General features: G+C 39.0%; 14 protein-coding genes. 10 read left to right on the forward strand and 4 right to left on the reverse strand.

Annotated features, from left to right (window positions below):
• Positions 1–121: 121 nt before the first annotated feature.
• Both acnA and ERX29_RS09685 read left to right on the forward strand, forming a co-directional pair.
• Positions 122–2,830 (forward strand): aconitate hydratase AcnA, encoded by a 2,709-nt coding sequence (gene acnA / locus ERX29_RS09680; protein ID WP_133444476.1) that lies wholly within the window; start codon positions 122–124, stop codon positions 2,828–2,830.
• Between the two features lie 79 nt (positions 2,831–2,909).
• A complete protein-coding gene (locus ERX29_RS09685; RefSeq protein WP_133444477.1) occupies positions 2,910–3,326 on the forward strand; it encodes an acyl-CoA thioesterase in 417 nt (138 codons plus the stop codon).
• Positions 3,327–3,374: 48 nt separating this feature from the next.
• Here the strand turns inward: ERX29_RS09685 and ERX29_RS09690 are convergent, their stop codons facing one another.
• Both ERX29_RS09690 and plsY read right to left on the reverse strand, forming a co-directional pair.
• Entirely contained in the window at positions 3,375–3,671 is a 297-nt protein-coding gene (locus tag ERX29_RS09690) for a HesB/YadR/YfhF family protein (RefSeq protein ID WP_133444478.1), read from the reverse strand.
• Between the two features lie 8 nt (positions 3,672–3,679).
• Entirely contained in the window at positions 3,680–4,261 is a 582-nt protein-coding gene (gene plsY, locus ERX29_RS09695) for a glycerol-3-phosphate 1-O-acyltransferase PlsY (protein WP_133444479.1), read from the reverse strand.
• Between the two features lie 196 nt (positions 4,262–4,457).
• Between plsY and ERX29_RS09700 the strand changes: the two genes are divergently transcribed.
• The 5 genes from ERX29_RS09700 to alsT all read left to right on the forward strand — a co-directional run bounded on the left by ERX29_RS09700 (position 4,458) and on the right by alsT (position 11,943).
• The gene (locus ERX29_RS09700; protein WP_133444480.1) at positions 4,458–5,156 is read left to right on the forward strand and encodes a CoA transferase subunit A; all 699 of its coding nucleotides are present in this window, start codon (positions 4,458–4,460) and stop codon (positions 5,154–5,156) included.
• Complete coding sequence (locus ERX29_RS09705) at positions 5,156–5,791, forward strand: 3-oxoacid CoA-transferase subunit B (protein ID WP_133444481.1); 636 nt, start codon at positions 5,156–5,158, stop codon at positions 5,789–5,791. Before ERX29_RS09700 ends, ERX29_RS09705 begins: the two co-directional genes overlap by 1 nt.
• Positions 5,792–5,968: 177 nt before the next feature.
• Complete coding sequence (gene parE / locus ERX29_RS09710; RefSeq protein ID WP_165981129.1) at positions 5,969–7,981, forward strand: DNA topoisomerase IV subunit B; 2,013 nt, start codon at positions 5,969–5,971, stop codon at positions 7,979–7,981.
• Positions 7,981–10,386 carry a DNA topoisomerase IV subunit A gene (gene parC, locus ERX29_RS09715; RefSeq protein WP_133444483.1) on the forward strand — a complete coding sequence of 802 codons (2,406 nt, stop codon included), beginning with the start codon at positions 7,981–7,983 and terminating at the stop codon, positions 10,384–10,386. The genes parE and parC overlap by 1 nt, the downstream gene beginning before the upstream one ends.
• A gap of 81 nt (positions 10,387–10,467) precedes the next feature.
• Positions 10,468–11,943, forward strand: coding sequence for a glutamine transporter AlsT (gene alsT / locus ERX29_RS09720; RefSeq protein WP_133444484.1), 1,476 nt, complete (start codon positions 10,468–10,470; stop codon positions 11,941–11,943).
• Between the two features lie 26 nt (positions 11,944–11,969).
• Here the strand turns inward: alsT and ERX29_RS09725 are convergent, their stop codons facing one another.
• Complete coding sequence (locus ERX29_RS09725; protein WP_243720032.1) at positions 11,970–12,959, reverse strand: DUF1002 domain-containing protein; 990 nt, start codon at positions 12,957–12,959, stop codon at positions 11,970–11,972.
• Between the two features lie 122 nt (positions 12,960–13,081).
• On the opposite strand from ERX29_RS09725, the gene glcT reads away from it, so the two are divergent.
• Together glcT and ptsG are read left to right on the forward strand one after the other, a co-directional pair.
• Positions 13,082–13,927, forward strand: coding sequence for a glucose PTS transporter transcription antiterminator GlcT (gene glcT / locus ERX29_RS09730; protein ID WP_133444485.1), 846 nt, complete (start codon positions 13,082–13,084; stop codon positions 13,925–13,927).
• A gap of 105 nt (positions 13,928–14,032) precedes the next feature.
• The gene (gene ptsG, locus ERX29_RS09735; RefSeq protein WP_133444486.1) at positions 14,033–16,126 is read left to right on the forward strand and encodes a glucose-specific PTS transporter subunit IIBC; all 2,094 of its coding nucleotides are present in this window, start codon (positions 14,033–14,035) and stop codon (positions 16,124–16,126) included.
• A gap of 136 nt (positions 16,127–16,262) precedes the next feature.
• On the opposite strand, the gene msrA is transcribed toward ptsG, so the two are convergent.
• Positions 16,263–16,772, reverse strand: a complete 510-nt coding sequence (gene msrA, locus ERX29_RS09740; protein WP_133444487.1) for a peptide-methionine (S)-S-oxide reductase MsrA — start codon at positions 16,770–16,772, stop codon at positions 16,263–16,265.
• A 131-nt stretch (positions 16,773–16,903) separates the two neighbouring features.
• Here msrA and ERX29_RS09745 point away from each other — a divergent pair, with 131 nt between their 5' ends.
• On the forward strand, positions 16,904–17,845 hold the full coding sequence (locus ERX29_RS09745) for an LCP family protein (protein WP_133444488.1): 942 nt from the start codon (positions 16,904–16,906) through the stop codon (positions 17,843–17,845).
• The last annotated feature ends 193 nt before the right edge of the window (positions 17,846–18,038 follow it).

Here is an 18,038-nt window from a genome sequence, read left to right on the forward strand (position 1 = left end):
GTTATTCATAAGTAAAACTTATAATGAAGTATTTGTTATTTGAATTTTGATAACATTTACTTCTTATTCTTTATTGATTAAAATAGAGATGTAAAGGATTAATTATATAGGGGGAACTAGTATGAATTCAAATCTTCAGAATGCTTCAAAGCAGACATTTGAATTGAACGGTAAAGAGTATACTTTTTACAGTCTGAAATCTCTTGAAGAAGCAGGACTTGGTGAAATTAACAAATTACCTTATTCTATTCGTGTTCTGCTTGAATCTGTATTAAGACAATTTGATGGTCGTGTGATTACAGAAGAACACATTAAACATCTCGTTAAATGGGGTAAGAAAAATGATCCGAACGCGGAAGTGCCGTTCAAGCCTTCACGTGTCATTCTTCAGGATTTCACTGGCGTTCCAGCAGTCGTTGACTTAGCATCATTACGTAAAGCAATGGACGATGTTGGTGGTGATGTAACTAAGATCAATCCTGAAGTACCCGTGGACTTAGTGATTGACCACTCAGTACAGGTAGATGCTTATGGTAATGAAACAGCTTTACAGCGTAACGTGGAACTGGAATTTGCACGTAATAAAGAACGTTATCAGTTCCTTAACTGGGCAACTAAAGCGTTTGATAATTATCGTGCAGTTCCACCGGCAACAGGTATTGTCCATCAGGTCAATCTTGAATATTTAGCAAACGTGGTTCACGTACGTGAATTTAACGGTGAAAATGTTACTTTCCCTGATACATTGGTTGGTACAGACTCTCATACAACAATGATTAATGGTATTGGTGTTCTTGGCTGGGGTGTCGGCGGTATTGAAGCTGAAGCGGGCATGCTTGGTCAACCTTCATACTTCCCGATTCCTGAAGTAGTCGGTGTTAAGCTCACGAATGAATTACCTGAAGGTGCTACTGCTACAGACCTTGCACTACGCGTGACTCAGGAATTGCGTAAAAAAGGTGTCGTCGGCAAGTTTGTCGAATTTTTCGGCCCAGGTGTCGTAAACTTACCACTTGCTGACCGTGCAACGATTGCCAACATGGCTCCGGAATACGGTGCGACATGTGGTTTCTTCCCAGTTGATGAAGAAGCGCTTGACTACATGCGACTGACAGGACGCGACGAAGAACATATCCAAGTGGTCAAAGAATATTTAGTGAACAATGATATGTTCTTCACAGTTGATCAGCCTGAACCGACATATACGGATATTGTGAAACTTGATTTGTCTACTGTTGAAGCATCACTTTCAGGTCCGAAACGTCCACAGGACTTAATTCCTTTAAGTAAAATGCAGAAAGAATTTGTTAAATCTGTCACAGCTCCAGCGGGTAACCAAGGACATGGACTTGATCAATCAGAATTTGATAAAAAAGCAGTCATCAATTTTAACGATGGTCATCATGGTTTAATGTCTACGGGTGATATTGCAATTGCTGCTATTACATCATGTACAAATACATCTAACCCTTATGTAATGCTTGGTGCTGGTCTTATCGCAAGAAATGCTGTTAAATTAGGGCTGCAAGTACCAGAATTCGTAAAAACTTCTCTTGCACCTGGTTCTAAAGTCGTGACAGGCTATCTTGAACAATCTGGACTTCAGCAGTACTTGGATCAGTTGGGATTCAATACTGTGGGTTATGGCTGTACAACATGTATTGGTAACTCAGGACCGTTATTACCAGAAATCGAAGATGCAATTTCAAGGGAAGACCTGCTCGTGACATCAGTATTATCAGGTAACCGTAACTTTGAAGGACGTATTCATCCATTAGTCAAAGCTAATTACTTGGCATCTCCACAGCTGGTTGTCGCTTATGCATTAGCAGGTACTGTTAACATTGATCTGCAGAAAGATTCTTTAGGTAAAGGGGCAGATGGTCAAGATGTATTCTTGAAAGATATTTGGCCATCAATAGATGAAGTTAAAGATGTCGTGCGTTCTGTTGTCACACCTGACTTATTCCGTAAAGAATATGCTTCAGTGTTTGATTCCAATGAACTTTGGAACCAGATTGAATCAACTGATCAACCACTTTATGACTTTGATTCAACTTCAACTTACATTCAAAATCCAACATTCTTCGAAGGTTTGACACCAGAGCCGGGACATATTGAAAGCTTACAAGGATTAAGAGTGATGGGTAAATTCGGTGACTCAGTTACAACTGACCATATCTCTCCAGCGGGTGCTATCGGTAAAGATACTCCTGCAGGTAAATACTTGCTTGAAAACGGTGTTGAAATCCGTGACTTTAACTCATATGGTTCACGTCGTGGTAACCACGAAGTAATGATGCGTGGAACATTTGCGAACATCCGTATTAAAAACCAGATTGCTCCTGGTACAGAAGGCGGATTCACCACTTACTGGCCGACTGGTGACATCATGCCGATCTTTGATGCCTGCATGAAATATCAGCAGGACGGTACAGGACTTGTCGTTCTTGCCGGTAATGACTATGGTATGGGCTCTTCACGGGACTGGGCTGCTAAAGGGGCGAACCTTCTCGGCGTTAAAACAGTTATCGCACAAAGTTATGAACGTATTCACCGTTCAAACTTAGTGATGATGGGTGTACTACCGCTTCAATTCTTGAAAGGCGATTCAGCGGAATCACTTGGGCTTACTGGTAATGAAACGTTCTCAGTAGACATCGCTGAAGGTGTTAAACCACGTGATAATGTTAAAGTTACTGCTGTAAAAGAAGACGGTTCACTGGTTGAATTTGAAGCACTTGCGCGTTTCGATTCTGAAGTTGAAATTGACTACTACCGTCATGGTGGAATTTTACGCATGGTATTACGAGATAAACTTGCTCAATAAGCAGTATATAATTTCTGACCGACTACTAATGTAGTCGGTTTTTATTTCGTCTGATATAATGGAAGTAAGGAGTGTGACTATGTATACTACAGAATTAGAAATACCAGTCAGATATGCAGAGACAGATAAAATGGGCGTGGTTTATCACGCTAATTATTTGATATGGTTCGAAGTGGCACGGACAGATTTTATTGAAAAAGCAGGTTTCAGCTATGCTGAAATGGAAGAAGAAGGCGTCATCTCACCAGTCATTGATGCTCAGTTGACGTATAAGAACTCAGTAACATACCCTGAAAAAGTAACGATTCATACCTGGATAGAGTCTTATTCAAAACTGAAGACTATTTATGCCTATAAAGTCATTAAAGAAGATGGTTCAGTTGCTGCTACGGGTTCGACGACACATATTTTAATGAAACGTGGATCTAATAGACCGATAAGGCTTGATCGTCATTTCCCTGAATGGCATGAACGCTATTTGTCATTATATAATTAACAATAAATAATCCATCCTGCAATTATTTGCAGGATGGATTATTTCATTTTATGATTCTATGTTATTAGAGATGGAATATTCGATTTCATCATTTTTACAAGTTACATTGAGTATATGATCTTCGTAATACCACAAATCTTTTTCATCCACGTAATAAGTGAGACCGCTCTGGGTTTCAGAGTAACCTTCCGGATCAACTGTATCTACTGTAAAAGCTGGACTGAAACCTTGTTTTAAGTTGACGTCACCACCATAGCGGACGTAAAAACGAAGTGCTTTATTTTCAGGGAAGTCCAGTTCTTTCTTGAACCATTCGACTGCTTTTTCATCAAGTGCTATTTTCATCTCGCACCTCACATCCAGGTTATTTTGGGCTCTTCTTTATTGATTATACGTGTGATGTTGGAATGGTGTCTAATAATTACAATCAACATAATGATAAATGCTATTACAATCAGTATCCAATCCATAAATACGATTGAAAGAACAAAATTAACAATACTTGCAGTAATACTTGCAAGAGATACATATTTAAACAAATAGAGCATGATGAAGAAGGTAATAGTAACTGCGATAAATAGAAGAGGGTTTACCCCCATAATGACACCTGCAGAAGTAGCAACAGCTTTTCCGCCTTTAAATTTCAGAAACACTGGATACACATGACCAAGAATAGCAAATAAGCCGATAATCACGCCATGAACATCTTGATTAAAAAGTAAAGGGATGAAAACAACAATAAATCCTTTTAAGATGTCGAGAATCATGACGATAATGCCAGCTGATTTTCCCAGTACACGAAATGTATTGGTTGTTCCAAGATTTCCGCTGCCATATTGCCGAATGTCTTTATTGTAGAATACTTTGCCTATGATAAGACCAGATGGAAAGCAGCCGATCAAATAAGCGAGCAGGAACATAAACACCATTGTCATAGAGACATGCACTCCTTTTATAGCTGGTACTAATAGTTTACCATAAAAATAATTATGAAAGAAATTTTAATTAAACTTTCATTTATAGCACTATGATAAATAACATAAGAGGATGTCAAAATAATGTTTTAAAAATTCTGATAATATGTCATAATATAAATGAATAGGTATTCATTTTAGTGAGGGGGATATTTTAATGTCAAAAGTAATCGTTGATTTAAAGGAAGCATTGGCGGGTCTTGAGGATGGGATGACAATCGTTGTCGGTGGGTTTGGTCTTTGCGGCATTCCTGAGAAATCAATTCAAGTAATTCGGGATAAGGGGACGAAAGATTTAACGGTTGTCAGCAATAACTGCGGAGTGGATGATTTTGGTCTTGGAATTCTCCTTTCTAATCGGCAGGTTAAAAAGATGATCAGTTCTTATGTCGGAGAAAACAAGACGTTTGAACGTCAGTTTTTAGACGGTGAGCTAGAAGTAGAGTTAACGCCGCAAGGAACATTAGCGGAAAGACTCCGGGCGGGAGGCGCAGGCATTCCTGGATTTTATACACGGACCGGTGTCGGTACACCTATTGCTGAAGGCAAGGAAGTGAAGAACTTTGATGGAACAGATTACTTGCTGGAACGTGGCATTACAGGAGATTACGGTTTAGTCAAAGCATGGAAGGCAGATAAACTTGGAAATTTAGTATTCCACAAAACTGCACGAAACTTCAATCCATTATGTGCCGCCGCTGGAAAGATTACAGTTGCTGAAGTGGAGGAAATCGTTGAAGTCGGTGAGCTTGATCCGGATGAAATTCATACACCCGGCATATATGTCCAGCATGTCTATTTAGGGGAAAATTATGAAAAACGCATTGAACGTCAAGTATTGAAGGAGGAGAAGTAATGGCAGACCGTCAATTGATAATTAAGAGGGCAGCACAGGAAATTAAAAGCAATATGTATGTCAACTTAGGAATAGGATTACCGACATTAGTAGCTAATGAAGCAAACAATCAAGTTGAAAATGTATTCTATCAGTCTGAAAATGGTCTGCTCGGTATTGGTGCATATCCGACAGCAGATGAAGTAGATGCTGACTTAATCAATGCCGGTAAGGAAACAGTAACTGCAGCAAAAGGGGCTGTTTACTTTGATTCTGCTGAAAGCTTTGCTATGATACGGGGCGGACATATTGATCTTGCGATTCTCGGCGGAATGGAAGTTTCAAGTAAAGGCGATCTTGCAAACTGGATGATTCCCGGCAAGATGGTCAAAGGTATGGGTGGTGCGATGGATCTTGTTAACGGTGCTAAAGAAGTCATCGTCATTATGGAACATGTCAACAAACATGGGGAATCGAAAATCAAAGCGGAATGTACACTGCCGCTGACCGGTAAAGGTGTCGTCAATAAATTAATTACTGATTTAGCGGTCTTTGAGTTTGAAGAAGGAACAATGAAACTGGTCGAGCTTCTTGGAGAGGCGACGCTTGAAGAAGTGACTGAAAAGACAGAAGGAATATTTGAAATAGCTCTTTAAATGATATACAGAAGAAACTAGCTAAATTTAGAGACCTCACTTGAGGTTTCTTTTTTTTAATTAATAAAATAATAATATTATGTAAACTTTTTATTAAAACTTGATTTTTTAGCTAAAGTATATAAAAATAAGTAATGTGAATAAAATAACGAACGTATGTTTGCAGGAGGAAGTAATTTGGCGAAGAGTAATCAATATAATGACGAATCTATTCAGGTGTTAGAAGGCTTAGAAGCTGTAAGAAAACGACCTGGAATGTATATCGGTTCAACAGATAGTCGTGGTCTGCATCACCTGGTCTATGAAATTCTCGACAATTCTATCGATGAAGCTTTAAACGGACACGGTACTGAAATTAATGTGGTGCTTAATAAAGATGGTAGTATCACTGTACAGGATAATGGACGGGGCATGCCGACAGGACTCCATAAAACAGGAAAACCGACACCGGAAGTTATCTTTACTGTTCTACATGCCGGTGGTAAGTTTGGTCAAGGCGGTTATAAGACGAGTGGTGGTTTACATGGTGTAGGGGCGTCAGTAGTTAATGCATTAAGTGAATGGCTGGAAGTAACGATTTATAATAACGGGAAAATATTTGAACAGCGTTTTGAAAATGGGGGAGTACCTGCTACAACGCTTATTGAAAAAGGAAAGACGAAGCGTACTGGGACTACTGTGACATTTAAACCTGATCCTAAAATATTTAAAAGTACGACAACGTTCAACTATGATACGCTCGCTGAACGATTAAGAGAATCAGCATTTCTGTTAAAAGATCTCAAGATTGTGCTGACAGATAATCGCTCAAATCCTTCAGAGGAAGAGGTCTTTCATTTTGAGGAAGGTTTAAAAGCATTTGTTTCTTTTATTAATGAAGGTAAGGACACTTTGCATGACGTGGCGATGTTTTTTGGTGAATCAAACGGTATAGAGGCAGAAATTGCTTTCCAGTATAATGACCAGTATTCAGAGACGATTCTATCTTTTGTCAATAACGTCCGCACAAAAGACGGCGGTACTCATGAAGTTGGAATGAAGACAGCTGTAACTCGTGTGTTCAATGAATATGCCAGAAAAATCAATGAATTAAAACAGAAAGACAAAAATTTGGACGGCAATGATATTCGTGAAGGGATGACTGCGGTTATTTCAGTGAAAATTCCTGAAGAACTGCTACAGTTTGAAGGACAGACAAAATCTAAACTTGGAACGAGTGAAGCAAGAAGTGCTGTCGACAATATTATTAGTGAGCAACTACCTTATTTTCTAGGTGAAAATGGACAGCTGTCTCAAAACCTTGTCAAAAAGGCTGTCAAAGCTTCACAGGCTCGTGAAGCAGCTCGTAAAGCTCGCGAAGAAGCTCGTAATGGTAAGAAGAAACGTAAGGAAACACTTCTGTCAGGTAAATTGACACCAGCACAGAGTAAGAACACAGAGAAAAATGAACTTTATTTAGTGGAGGGCGATTCAGCAGGCGGTTCAGCAAAACTTGGCCGTGACCGCAAGTTCCAGGCGATACTCCCACTTCGCGGTAAAGTCATCAATACAGAAAAAGCAAAACTCGAAGATATCTTTAAAAACGAAGAAATCAATACGATTATTCATACGATAGGTGCAGGTGTGGGTAATGACTTCACTTTGAAAGACAGTAACTACAGTAAAGTCATTATTATGACCGATGCAGATACAGATGGCGCTCACATCCAAGTGCTGCTGCTCACGTTCTTTTTCAAGTATATGCGACCATTACTTGAAGATGGCAGAATATATATTGCATTACCGCCGCTCTACAAAATATCGAAAGGCAAAGGGAAATCAGAGCAGATCGAATATGCGTGGACGGACGATGAACTAAAAGAAGTCCAGAACAAAGTCGGAAAGGGCTTTACGCTGCAGCGCTATAAAGGTCTTGGTGAAATGAATGCTGATCAATTATGGGATACAACGATGAATCCTGAGACTAGAACATTGATTCGAGTGCAGATTGATGATGAACTGCGCAGTGCTAAACGAGTCACGACATTGATGGGAGACAAAGTAGAACCTAGACGTGATTGGATTGAACGTCACGTGGAATTTGGTATGCACGAAGATGCAAGCATATTAGAAAATGATGAGGTCGTTCTGCTTGAACAAGAGCAGGATATTGAAGAAATTCATGATGTGACGATTGGAGATGAAGCATAGTGGTAGAACAAATACAGAATTTACCGCTCGAAGATGTCATAGGGGATCGTTTTGGACGTTATAGTAAATACATTATTCAGGACAGAGCACTGCCGGACGTTCGTGATGGTCTGAAACCTGTACAACGTCGAATTTTGTTTGCAATGCACCAGGATGGAAATATTTTCGACAGAAACTTCAGAAAAAGTGCGAAGACGGTCGGTAATGTCATCGGTAATTATCATCCGCATGGTGATACTTCAGTTTATGATGCCATGGTCAGAATGAGTCAAGACTGGAAACTTCGTCATGTATTGATAGAAATGCATGGCAACAATGGTAGCATTGATAATGACCCACCGGCTGCAATGCGTTATACAGAAGCAAAATTATCAAAACTTGCGAGTGTACTACTGGAAGATATTCAGCACAATACTGTCGATTTTGTACAGAACTTTGATGATACAGCAATGGAGCCGATGGTACTGCCTGCGAAGTATCCAAATCTACTTGTTAACGGATCTACCGGGATATCAGCAGGGTATGCGACCGACATTCCGACACATAATTTAGGAGAAGTGATTGATGCTGCACTTGCAGTTATCGATAAGCCTTCAATATCTGTAGATGAACTGATGACGCTTATGCCAGGTCCTGATTTTCCGACAGGTGGCATTATTCAGGGTCGTGCCGGTATTAAGCAAGCTTATGAAACAGGTAAAGGAAAAGCTGTCGTACGCGGTAAAGTCGAGTTTGAAGAACTACGTGGTGGAAGAACAGAAATAGTCATTACTGAGATTCCTTATGAAGTCAATAAAAGTACTTTAGTTAAGAGGATTGACGAGCTGAGAGCTGATAAGAAAGTGGAAGGCATCAATGAAGTCAGGGATGAAACAGACAGAGACGGACTCCGCATTGCTGTAGAACTTAAAAAGGATGCTAATGCAGAAGGTATTTTGAACTTTTTATACAAAAATACGGATCTGCAGATAACTTATAACTTCAATATGGTAGCTATCAGTGAAAGAAGACCGAAACTGTTAGGTATTAAAGAGATTCTAACAAGCTACATCAATCACCAGCAAGAAGTCGTGACACGCCGCAGTAAACACGAACTGGCACAAGCAAAAAAACGGATGCATATTGTAGAAGGGTTGATTAAAGCACTATCCATTATGGAAGAAGTGATTTCAACTATCCGAGAATCGAAGAACAAGCAAAATGCCAAGGAAAATCTTGTAGATCAGTTTGACTTTACGATGGAACAGGCAGAAGCAATAGTGACGCTTCAGTTATATCGGTTGACGAATACAGATATTGTGGCTTTAGAGCAGGAACATCAGGAGTTGAATAATAAACTAAAATCTTTGAATGAAATACTTGGTAATCCGAAAAAATTAATGCAGGTTATAAAAAAAGAGTTGAAAGCTGTCAGAAAAGATTTTGCGACAGAGCGTCTGAGTAAGATTGAAGATAACGTAGCTGAAATCAAAATTTCGAAAGATATTATTGTACCTAGCGAAGAAGTTGTCGTTAGTCTAACACGTGAAGGCTATATTAAACGTACATCACTGCGCAGCTTTGGTGCAAGTGGCCTCAATGAAATAGGTCTGAAGGAAGGTGACTTCCTGATTGAGCATTTATCGACAAATTTACAGCATGTTGTACTTGTTTTTACGACATTAGGAAACTATATTTATGTACCAGTCGTCAATTTACCGGATCATAAGTGGAAAGATCTGGGGATGCATATTTCACAGCTCGTTCCACTTAAAGAACAGGAGCGAGTGGTACAGATGCTGGCTGTATCTGACTTCAATCTTGACACTTCAATCTTGACAGCCACCAAAAATGGTATGATAAAGAAGACTCGTCTTTCAGAATTCAGTACGAAACGGTACTCAAAACCTGTGATGTGCATGAAATTAAAATCAGATGATGAAGTGGTTCAATCACTCGTGGTCACAGGAGAAGAAGAAGTGCTTGTAGTGACGAGAAAAGGAATGGCGCTGCGGTATTCATTATCAGAAGTGGCTGAGACAGGTATTAAAGCAGCCGGAGTCAAATCAATTAACTTAAAAGATGATGATACTGTAGTAGCAACAGAACTGCTTTTCGCTGATCATACCATAGTTCTTGCGACGCATAGAGGATCAGTCAAACGGATGAAACTAGATTCAGTTGAAAGGGGTAAACGTGCTAACCGCGGTGTCGTCGTTCTTAAAGAAATTAAATCAAATCCGCATCGCATTATCGGAGCAGCTGTCGCTGATGATCAGAAACGTTACGTTATTATTTCTGAAACTGGTGAATTGGAAGCAGGTTCTGTAAAAAGTATCAGGCTGACAGAACGTTATACTAACGGCAGCTTTATAGTAGATACAGCAGAATTTGGAATGCCTGAAACACTATTGATTATAGAATAATAGTTTGAAAAATAAATCATTATCCTCCACTTTGTGATAGAATACTGTTAAATACGTATTTTTTTACAGGAGGATTTTTATTTGAATTTTAATGATATTAACTTTGACGCAATTATACCTGAATGGTTTAAAACAGTTGTTTCAACAGGTAATGACTTAATCTGGACTCAGTTCTTAATTGGATTATTGCTATTAGCAGGCTTATTCTTCAGCTTGAGTTCAAGATTTGTACAGCTTAGATGGCTGCCGGAAATGTTCCGTGTCATAGGTGAAAAACCTGAAACTTTAGATGATGGAAAAAAGGGGATTTCTTCATTCCAGGCATTTGCTATTAGTGCAGCCAGCCGTGTAGGAACAGGTAATATCGCAGGTGTTGCGACAGCGATCGTACTCGGTGGTCCTGGCGCTGTATTCTGGATGTGGGTTATTGCTTTCTTTGGTGCAGCAAGTGCGTTCTTTGAAGCGACACTCGCTCAAGTTTACAAAGTAAAAGATAAAGAAGGCGGTTTCCGTGGTGGTCCTGCTTATTACATGGAACAAGGACTTGGTCAGAAATGGCTGGGAACAACATTTGCGATTCTGATCACTGTTACTTTTGCTTTTGTCTTTAACACAGTACAATCGAACACAATTGCAGAAAGCTTTAATTCTCAGTATAATACGCCGGCCTGGGTAACAGGTTTAGTGCTTGCTTTAATCACCGCAGTTGTGATTTTCGGTGGTGTGCGATGGATTGCTAATGTCTCTTCTGCTATTGTTCCAGTGATGGCGATTTTCTATATTTTAATTGTACTATTTGTTTTAGTAACTCATATCGGTGATGTGATTCCGATGATTGTCAGCATCTTTAAAGGGGCATTCGGTTTTGAGCCGGCATTTGGCGGAGCGCTTGGTTTTACTATTATGCAAGGGATCAAACGAGGATTATTCTCAAATGAAGCAGGGATGGGGTCAGCTCCGAACGCCGCAGCGACAGCAGCGGTGACTCATCCAGTGAAACAAGGTCTCATTCAGTCTTTAGGTGTGTTCTTTGACACGATGCTGGTCTGTACAGCAACTGCTATTATGATACTTCTTTATTCAGGACTTGAGTTCGGAGAAGATAAAGCACAGGGCGTTGCAGTTACACAAGCGGCACTTAACAGTCATGTCGGTTCTTTTGGCGGCATGTTCCTGACTGTTGCAGTATTTTTATTCGCCTATTCCTCTGTTATCGGTAATTACTACTATGGACAGTCTAATATTGAATATTTGACTAAAAACAAAGCAGTGATGCTGATATTTAGAATACTCGTTGTAGTTATGGTTTTCCTTGGTGCGGTATTCAAAGTAGAAACTGTGTGGGCAACAGCAGATTTATTCATGGGACTGATGGCTATTTTGAATATTACTGCGATTATCGGGCTCGCTCATGTCGTCTTTGAAGTGGCAAAAGATTATGCTGCTCAAAGGAAACGCGAATTGAATCCGGTATTCAGAAAATCAAACATCTCGACAGATTTATCAAAAGTAGAAACATGGGATGACGAATTTCAGAGTACGCCATATCAAAAATAAAAAGCAGCCAGCCGGCTGCTTATTTTTTATGCAAATAATGATTTAAAGAAATTGACGATAGCATTAAAGAATGACTGGATAGCAGCGGTGAATTTTTCAAAGACACCTTGCTCTTCTAGGGAATTCTGCAGATCTTTACCAGATTTCTTTGCTTTATCAGCTGCATTCTTAAATGCATCTGAGTTTTTAAGGTCATCGACATAACTTGTTGCACTGTCAATTATTTTATCGGCGTTATCACCAGTAAATACACCTTGATTTTGAGCATTATTGATAAAATTGACGATTAATGTAATCTGATTGTTATTCAGTACATTGTTCAAACCGTTGTTGTTGATTTTTTCAACGACTATGTTTTTAATCTGATCCTGCGATAAGTTGCCGCCTTGTTTAGCGATTTCTGCTTTTGCTTCAGCGATGGCTTTATTTAGCTGTTCCTGAGAATAGCCTTCTTTATTCTGATTCTCTTCGTTGATATTAGTAATAGTATTAAGTTCTTCCTGAGCAGCCTGTGTCTGATTCTGGTCAATAGCTTCTCCTTGTGTTTCAAATGCTTTGTATACACCAGCAAGAGCACTTTCTCCAGTCACATCTTCAGCGGCAGCAATTTTGACTTCTGCATCTGTGACACCTGCTGTCAGCAGGGCATTTTTATAAGTATCTTCTGTGATTTTAGTGATTTTTCCTTTAGATTGGTCGATGCTGAGCGTCAACCCTGATCCTTTAGTTAATTTCTTAATACGGATACTTGATTTCAGTACATCATTGGAAGACTGCAGGTTTAAATATTTTCCTAGGTCTTCAGCATACACATAAGTGGTTTTATCTGAGTCTGCTGTACCTAATAATTGTTTTGTCGTATCCTGCAGCTGTGCATTGGACTCGAGTGCAGCACCATATACTGTGACGGCTTCTCCCCATGCTTCCTCAGTTACTGCATATGAAGGTTTCGTTATAATAACAGAAGTGATAAGAAGCATACTGACGATTAGCACTAAATATTTCTTTATTTTCATTTAAGTAACACCCTTCCTTGTTTAATTGCTCATATTTGATATATTAATATTAAACACAAGTCATGATGATATTATATCACGCTGAGAAATATCTGACATAGGGCTTAAGAATGAGGTTACATATGGGTGAATATATAATTGAGAAAGCATTGAATAACAATGTCCTCATCGCGAATTATTATGACGAAGAAGTCGTGCTCATCGGTAGAGGGATAGGTTTCGGCAAAAAGCAGGGTCAGAGAATTGAAACAGATAAGATTGAGAAAATTTATGAACTTAGAGGCTATCACGAGCAGGAACGTTACAAAACACTGATTGGCATGACAGATGAACGTGTTATTAAGACAGTCATTGAAATCGTTGATACAATCAAGGAAATGGCTTACGGGGAAGTCAATGACTCTATTTTACTTTCTTTAACAGATCATATCATCTTCGCACTAAAACGTCTTGAAGATGGCATTGTCATTTCAAATCCTTTTATTAAAGAGACAGAAGCGTTATATCCACAGGAATTTGATGTAGCTTCTAAAGTAGTTGAAATGCTGAATGAAAAATTAGGGGTGCATTTTCCGCATACTGAGATAGGATTTATTGCATTGCATATCCATTCTTCGATTAATAATCATACGATGCGTGAAATGAATATGATGACTGAAGTAGTAGCCCGTGCAGTTCAGATTATTGAGCACGACCTTAAAATACAAGTGAATAAGGATTCTTTAATCTATGCTCGCTTTGTCAGACATATTAGTTTTGCAGTGCAGCGTGTCATGATTAATGATCGCCCGCCTGAACAAAGAAATTTAGAAAAACTATTGAAACTTCAATATCCTACATGCTACAATGTTGCTGTTAAGATAGTAAAAATGATGCAGCAGCAGTTAAGTAAACCGGTCTATGAATCTGAGCTTGTTTACTTAACGATGCATATACAGCAGTTTAATACTGAAGTCGAAGACGTGTAACTGGTTATGCAGGCATGAGTTGACGGCTGGTACTAGGGACCAGTCTGTACTCATGCCTTTTTTTGTATCATTTTTTGCTTAAACAAATATAAAGGAGGAACACACATGTTCAAATCATTATTCGGGCAGTTACAGCGAATCGGTAAAGCTTTGATGCTTCCGGTAGCAATTCTGCCAGCCGCAGGGATTCTGCTGGCATTTGGTAATGCAATGCATAATGAGCAGTTAGTTCAATATGCACCGTGGTTAAATACACAGTTCTTTGTCATGTTATCCGGTATTATGGAATCAGCGGGGCAGGTTATTTTTGATAACTTACCGCTATTATTTGCTATCGGTACCGCACTCGGACTCGCAGGTGGTGACGGAGTTGCGGGACTTGCCGCATTAGTCGGATATTTAATCATGAATGCCACGATGGGTAAATTTCTTGGACTTACTATCGATGACATCTTCAGCTATGGTGACGGCGCAAATACACTTGGTCAGGCTGCAAAGGATCCTGGTAATGCCTTAATTCTTGGTATACCGACCTTACAGACCGGTGTCTTCGGTGGTATCATCATGGGGGCTATTGCTGCCTGGTGCTACAACAAGTTTTACAATATTACATTACCGGCTTTTCTAGGTTTCTTTGCTGGTAAACGTTTCGTTCCTATTATTACATCTTTAATGGCGATTATCGCAGGGATTGTTCTTGCATTAATCTGGCCGACAATTCAAGGTGGATTGAATGGTCTTTCAGAGTTTCTGTTGAATAAGAACTTAGTTCTAACAACATTTATATTCGGTATTATCGAACGAGCATTAATTCCATTTGGACTGCATCACATCTTCTACGCTCCATTCTGGTTTGAATTTGGTCAATATACAGATGCAGCTGGAAACTTAGTACGGGGTGACCAGAAGATCTGGATGTCTCAAATGAAAGACGGTGTACCGTTTACAGCAGGTATGTTCACTACTGGTAAATATCCATTTATGATGTTCGGTCTGCCGGCAGCAGCCTATGCAATTTATCGTCAGGCGCGTCCGGAACGTAAGAAAGTAGTAGGGGGCTTAATGCTATCTGCTGCCCTGACTTCATTCCTTACAGGTATCACAGAACCGCTTGAATTCTCTTTCTTGTTCGTTGCACCAATTCTTTATGTCATTCATGTGTTCCTGGCCGGTACTTCATTTTTGATCATGCACTTACTTGATGTGAAAATTGGTATGACTTTCTCAGGCGGGTTCATCGACTATACATTATTCGGTCTGTTGAACTGGGATCGTACAAACGCATTATTAGTAATTCCGGTTGGATTAGTATATGCAGTCGTTTACTACTTCCTGTTCACATTCGCTATCAAGAAGTTCAACTTGAAAACACCAGGTCGTGAAGATGAAGAAACAACATCTAAAACAGCAACAGCAGGTGAACTGCCATTTGCAGTGCTTGATGCAATGGGTGGGCAGGAAAACATCAAACACCTTGACGCATGTATCACTCGTCTTCGTGTAGAAGTCAAAGATAAAGCTAAAGTTGACACGAATGAATTAAAAGCTTTAGGGGCAGCAGGAGTACTTGAAGTCGGAAACAATATGCAGGCTATCTTTGGACCTAAATCAGATCAGATCAAACACGATATGGCACGGATTATGTCAGGTGAAATCACTCGTCCTGATCAGGCTGTTACAATAGAAGGTAATGATGATGTTGTCATTGAACAGACGGCTCCAGCTGACCGTGATCATCGTGCGACTGCAGGCGTGACAGAAGTATTTGCTCCGATTAGCGGAGAAGTTGTTGATATCACTAAAGTACCGGATGAAGTATTTGCCGGTAAAATGATGGGAGAAGGTTTCGCTATTATCCCTGAAAGTGGAGAAGTCGTTGCGCCGTTTGACGGTGTCGTGAAGATGGATTTTCCGACAAAACATGCTTTAGGTCTTGAATCAGATGAAGGTGTTGAAGTATTGATTCATTTCGGTCTTGAAACAGTGGCATTAAAAGGGGAAGGATTTGAAGTACTTGTAAAACCAGGCGATAGTATTGTCATCGGTCAGCCATTGCTTCGTGTTGATCTTGATTACATCAGAAAGAATGCCAAGAGCGATATTACGCCGATTGTATTTACTAACCTGAACAACCAGTCATTAGTTAACACACATTATGGTTATGTTAGACAAGGTGACAAAATCACTGAAATTAAATAAATTGTTGTCAGTCCTGATAATTGGGGCTGACTTTTTTACTTTTTTAAATAATATAAATTAGTTATGTAAACTTATTATATTATTTAAAAAATAAAAACTTTTTAAGAAAAAAGTCCGCTATGAGAAAAACACCACATTATTGTGATGTTTTCGTCGCATATTGTTGTCTTAATTGTTGTTCTTGTGCATAATTCTCAGGATCTTTCATGTAGTAGTTCTGATGATATTCTTCTGCCGCATAAAATGTTTTATATGGGAGTACTTCTGTTACAATAGGTTTATTATATTGACTTTGAATCGATGTAATATAATTTTCGGCTGCTTCTTTTTGTGCTTCATTAACATAAAATATTGCCGTACGGTACTGAGAGCCTCGGTCATGGAACTGGCCATCTGCATCCGTTGGATCTATCTGCTTAAAAAATATATCCAGCAATTTATCAAAAGGGAACAATGCCGGATCATATTCAATCTCAACGGCTTCATAATGACCTGTTGTTCCGGTTTTAACTTGTTCATAAGTAGGATTGTCCACATGTCCACCCATATAACCACTGATTATACCTTCAATTCCTTCATATTGATCAAACGGCTTAACCATACACCAAAAACAGCCTCCAGCAAAATAAGCTTTATTTATCTTCAATATTAATCACCTTCTTCTTTCTTATTTTCATTTTACTATAATTTTTCAGTAATTATTATGAGAATTGCTTGATTTTTAATATTAAATTCTATAAGTTAAATATATTATTGTATCTATGAAAGAGGGTTTAGATGACAGCTGAAAAACCGTTAGTGCGTATGAAGAAGCGCCGTCTGAAAAAGTTACCCATTATTATTTTAGTTTTATTACTGCTATCAACGCTGTTGTTTTTCTGGATGAAATTTAGTTTTGATTCTGGACTGGAGCTTGCTAAAGACCATGGAAAGACACCGAAAGATTATACTTTTAATGGTCCTATCAATGAAGATGCTAAAGTCAATGTACTGATACTTGGTCAGGATAGAGTAGTGGATGGATCAGCTCGAACTGACTCAATCATGGTCGCACAATATGATTACTTGAACAAAAAAATGAAGGTCATCTCTATTATGCGTGATATTTATGCTGAAATTCCTGGAGGTTACCAGAACTATAAAATAAACACAGCATACACGCTTGGCGGTCCTGAATTACTTAGAAAGACGATAAAACATAATCTAGGAATTGATCTTGAATATTACGCCATTATCAATTTCAAAGGTTTTGAGCAGATGGTGGATGAACTATCACCAAACGGGCTGCCTATTAATGTCGAAAAAGATATGTCTGCAAAAATTGGGGTTTCTCTAAAAAAAGGACAGCATAATTTATCAGGTAAAGAAGTGCTGGGCTATGCACGTTTTCGTCACGATGAAGAAGGGGATTTTGGTCGTGTCAGACGTCAGCAGCAAGTTATTAAAGCACTAGAGAAAGAAATGGTATCTTTGTCTGCTGTGATAAAAGCACCAAAACTCGCAGGTATAGCAAGAGGGTACGTCGATACGAATATGACTAACGGTGATATCTTTAAAACAGGAGCTTCGTTTATGATTAGAGGCGACAAAGATATTCAGACATTGGTCGTTCCTGTTAAAAATAGTTATGATATGGTAGATATTTATGGAGCCGGCAGTGTGCTTGATATTAATAAGGAAATGAACAAGAAAGCCATTAAAGAATTTTTAGATAAATAAAAAGAAACTACGTGGAAATATTTAAATTCCATGTAGTTTCTTTTATCATATTTACTTATTTACTGGGGGGTGTGTCAAGTTAAGTGTGTAAGTTACTCCATATACTTAACCACTCTGTCCTTAATCTGTTCATGAAGAAGAAGCTGGTTCATGACTAATGACCAGTTGGGAATAAAGCCTGCGGACCATTTCT

The sequence above is a fragment of the Macrococcus lamae genome (genome assembly GCF_004359545.1).
In the GTDB taxonomy this organism is placed as follows: domain Bacteria; phylum Bacillota; class Bacilli; order Staphylococcales; family Staphylococcaceae; genus Macrococcus; species Macrococcus lamae.

What these genes read in the sequence shown, in the direction of transcription:
- acnA (WP_133444476.1), top strand. Translation starts at nt 122, where the DNA reads ATGAATTCAAATCTTCAGAATGCTTCAAAGCAGACATTTGAATTGAAC.
- ERX29_RS09685 (WP_133444477.1), top strand. Translation starts at nt 2,910, where the DNA reads ATGTATACTACAGAATTAGAAATACCAGTCAGATATGCAGAGACAGAT.
- ERX29_RS09690 (WP_133444478.1), bottom strand. Translation starts at nt 3,671, where the DNA reads ATGAAAATAGCACTTGATGAAAAAGCAGTCGAATGGTTCAAGAAAGAA.
- plsY (WP_133444479.1), bottom strand. Translation starts at nt 4,261, where the DNA reads ATGACAATGGTGTTTATGTTCCTGCTCGCTTATTTGATCGGCTGCTTT.
- ERX29_RS09700 (WP_133444480.1), top strand. Translation starts at nt 4,458, where the DNA reads ATGTCAAAAGTAATCGTTGATTTAAAGGAAGCATTGGCGGGTCTTGAG.
- ERX29_RS09705 (WP_133444481.1), top strand. Translation starts at nt 5,156, where the DNA reads ATGGCAGACCGTCAATTGATAATTAAGAGGGCAGCACAGGAAATTAAA.
- ERX29_RS09725 (WP_243720032.1), bottom strand. Translation starts at nt 12,959, where the DNA reads ATGAAAATAAAGAAATATTTAGTGCTAATCGTCAGTATGCTTCTTATC.
- glcT (WP_133444485.1), top strand. Translation starts at nt 13,082, where the DNA reads ATGGGTGAATATATAATTGAGAAAGCATTGAATAACAATGTCCTCATC.
- ptsG (WP_133444486.1), top strand. Translation starts at nt 14,033, where the DNA reads ATGTTCAAATCATTATTCGGGCAGTTACAGCGAATCGGTAAAGCTTTG.
- ERX29_RS09745 (WP_133444488.1), top strand. Translation starts at nt 16,904, where the DNA reads ATGACAGCTGAAAAACCGTTAGTGCGTATGAAGAAGCGCCGTCTGAAA.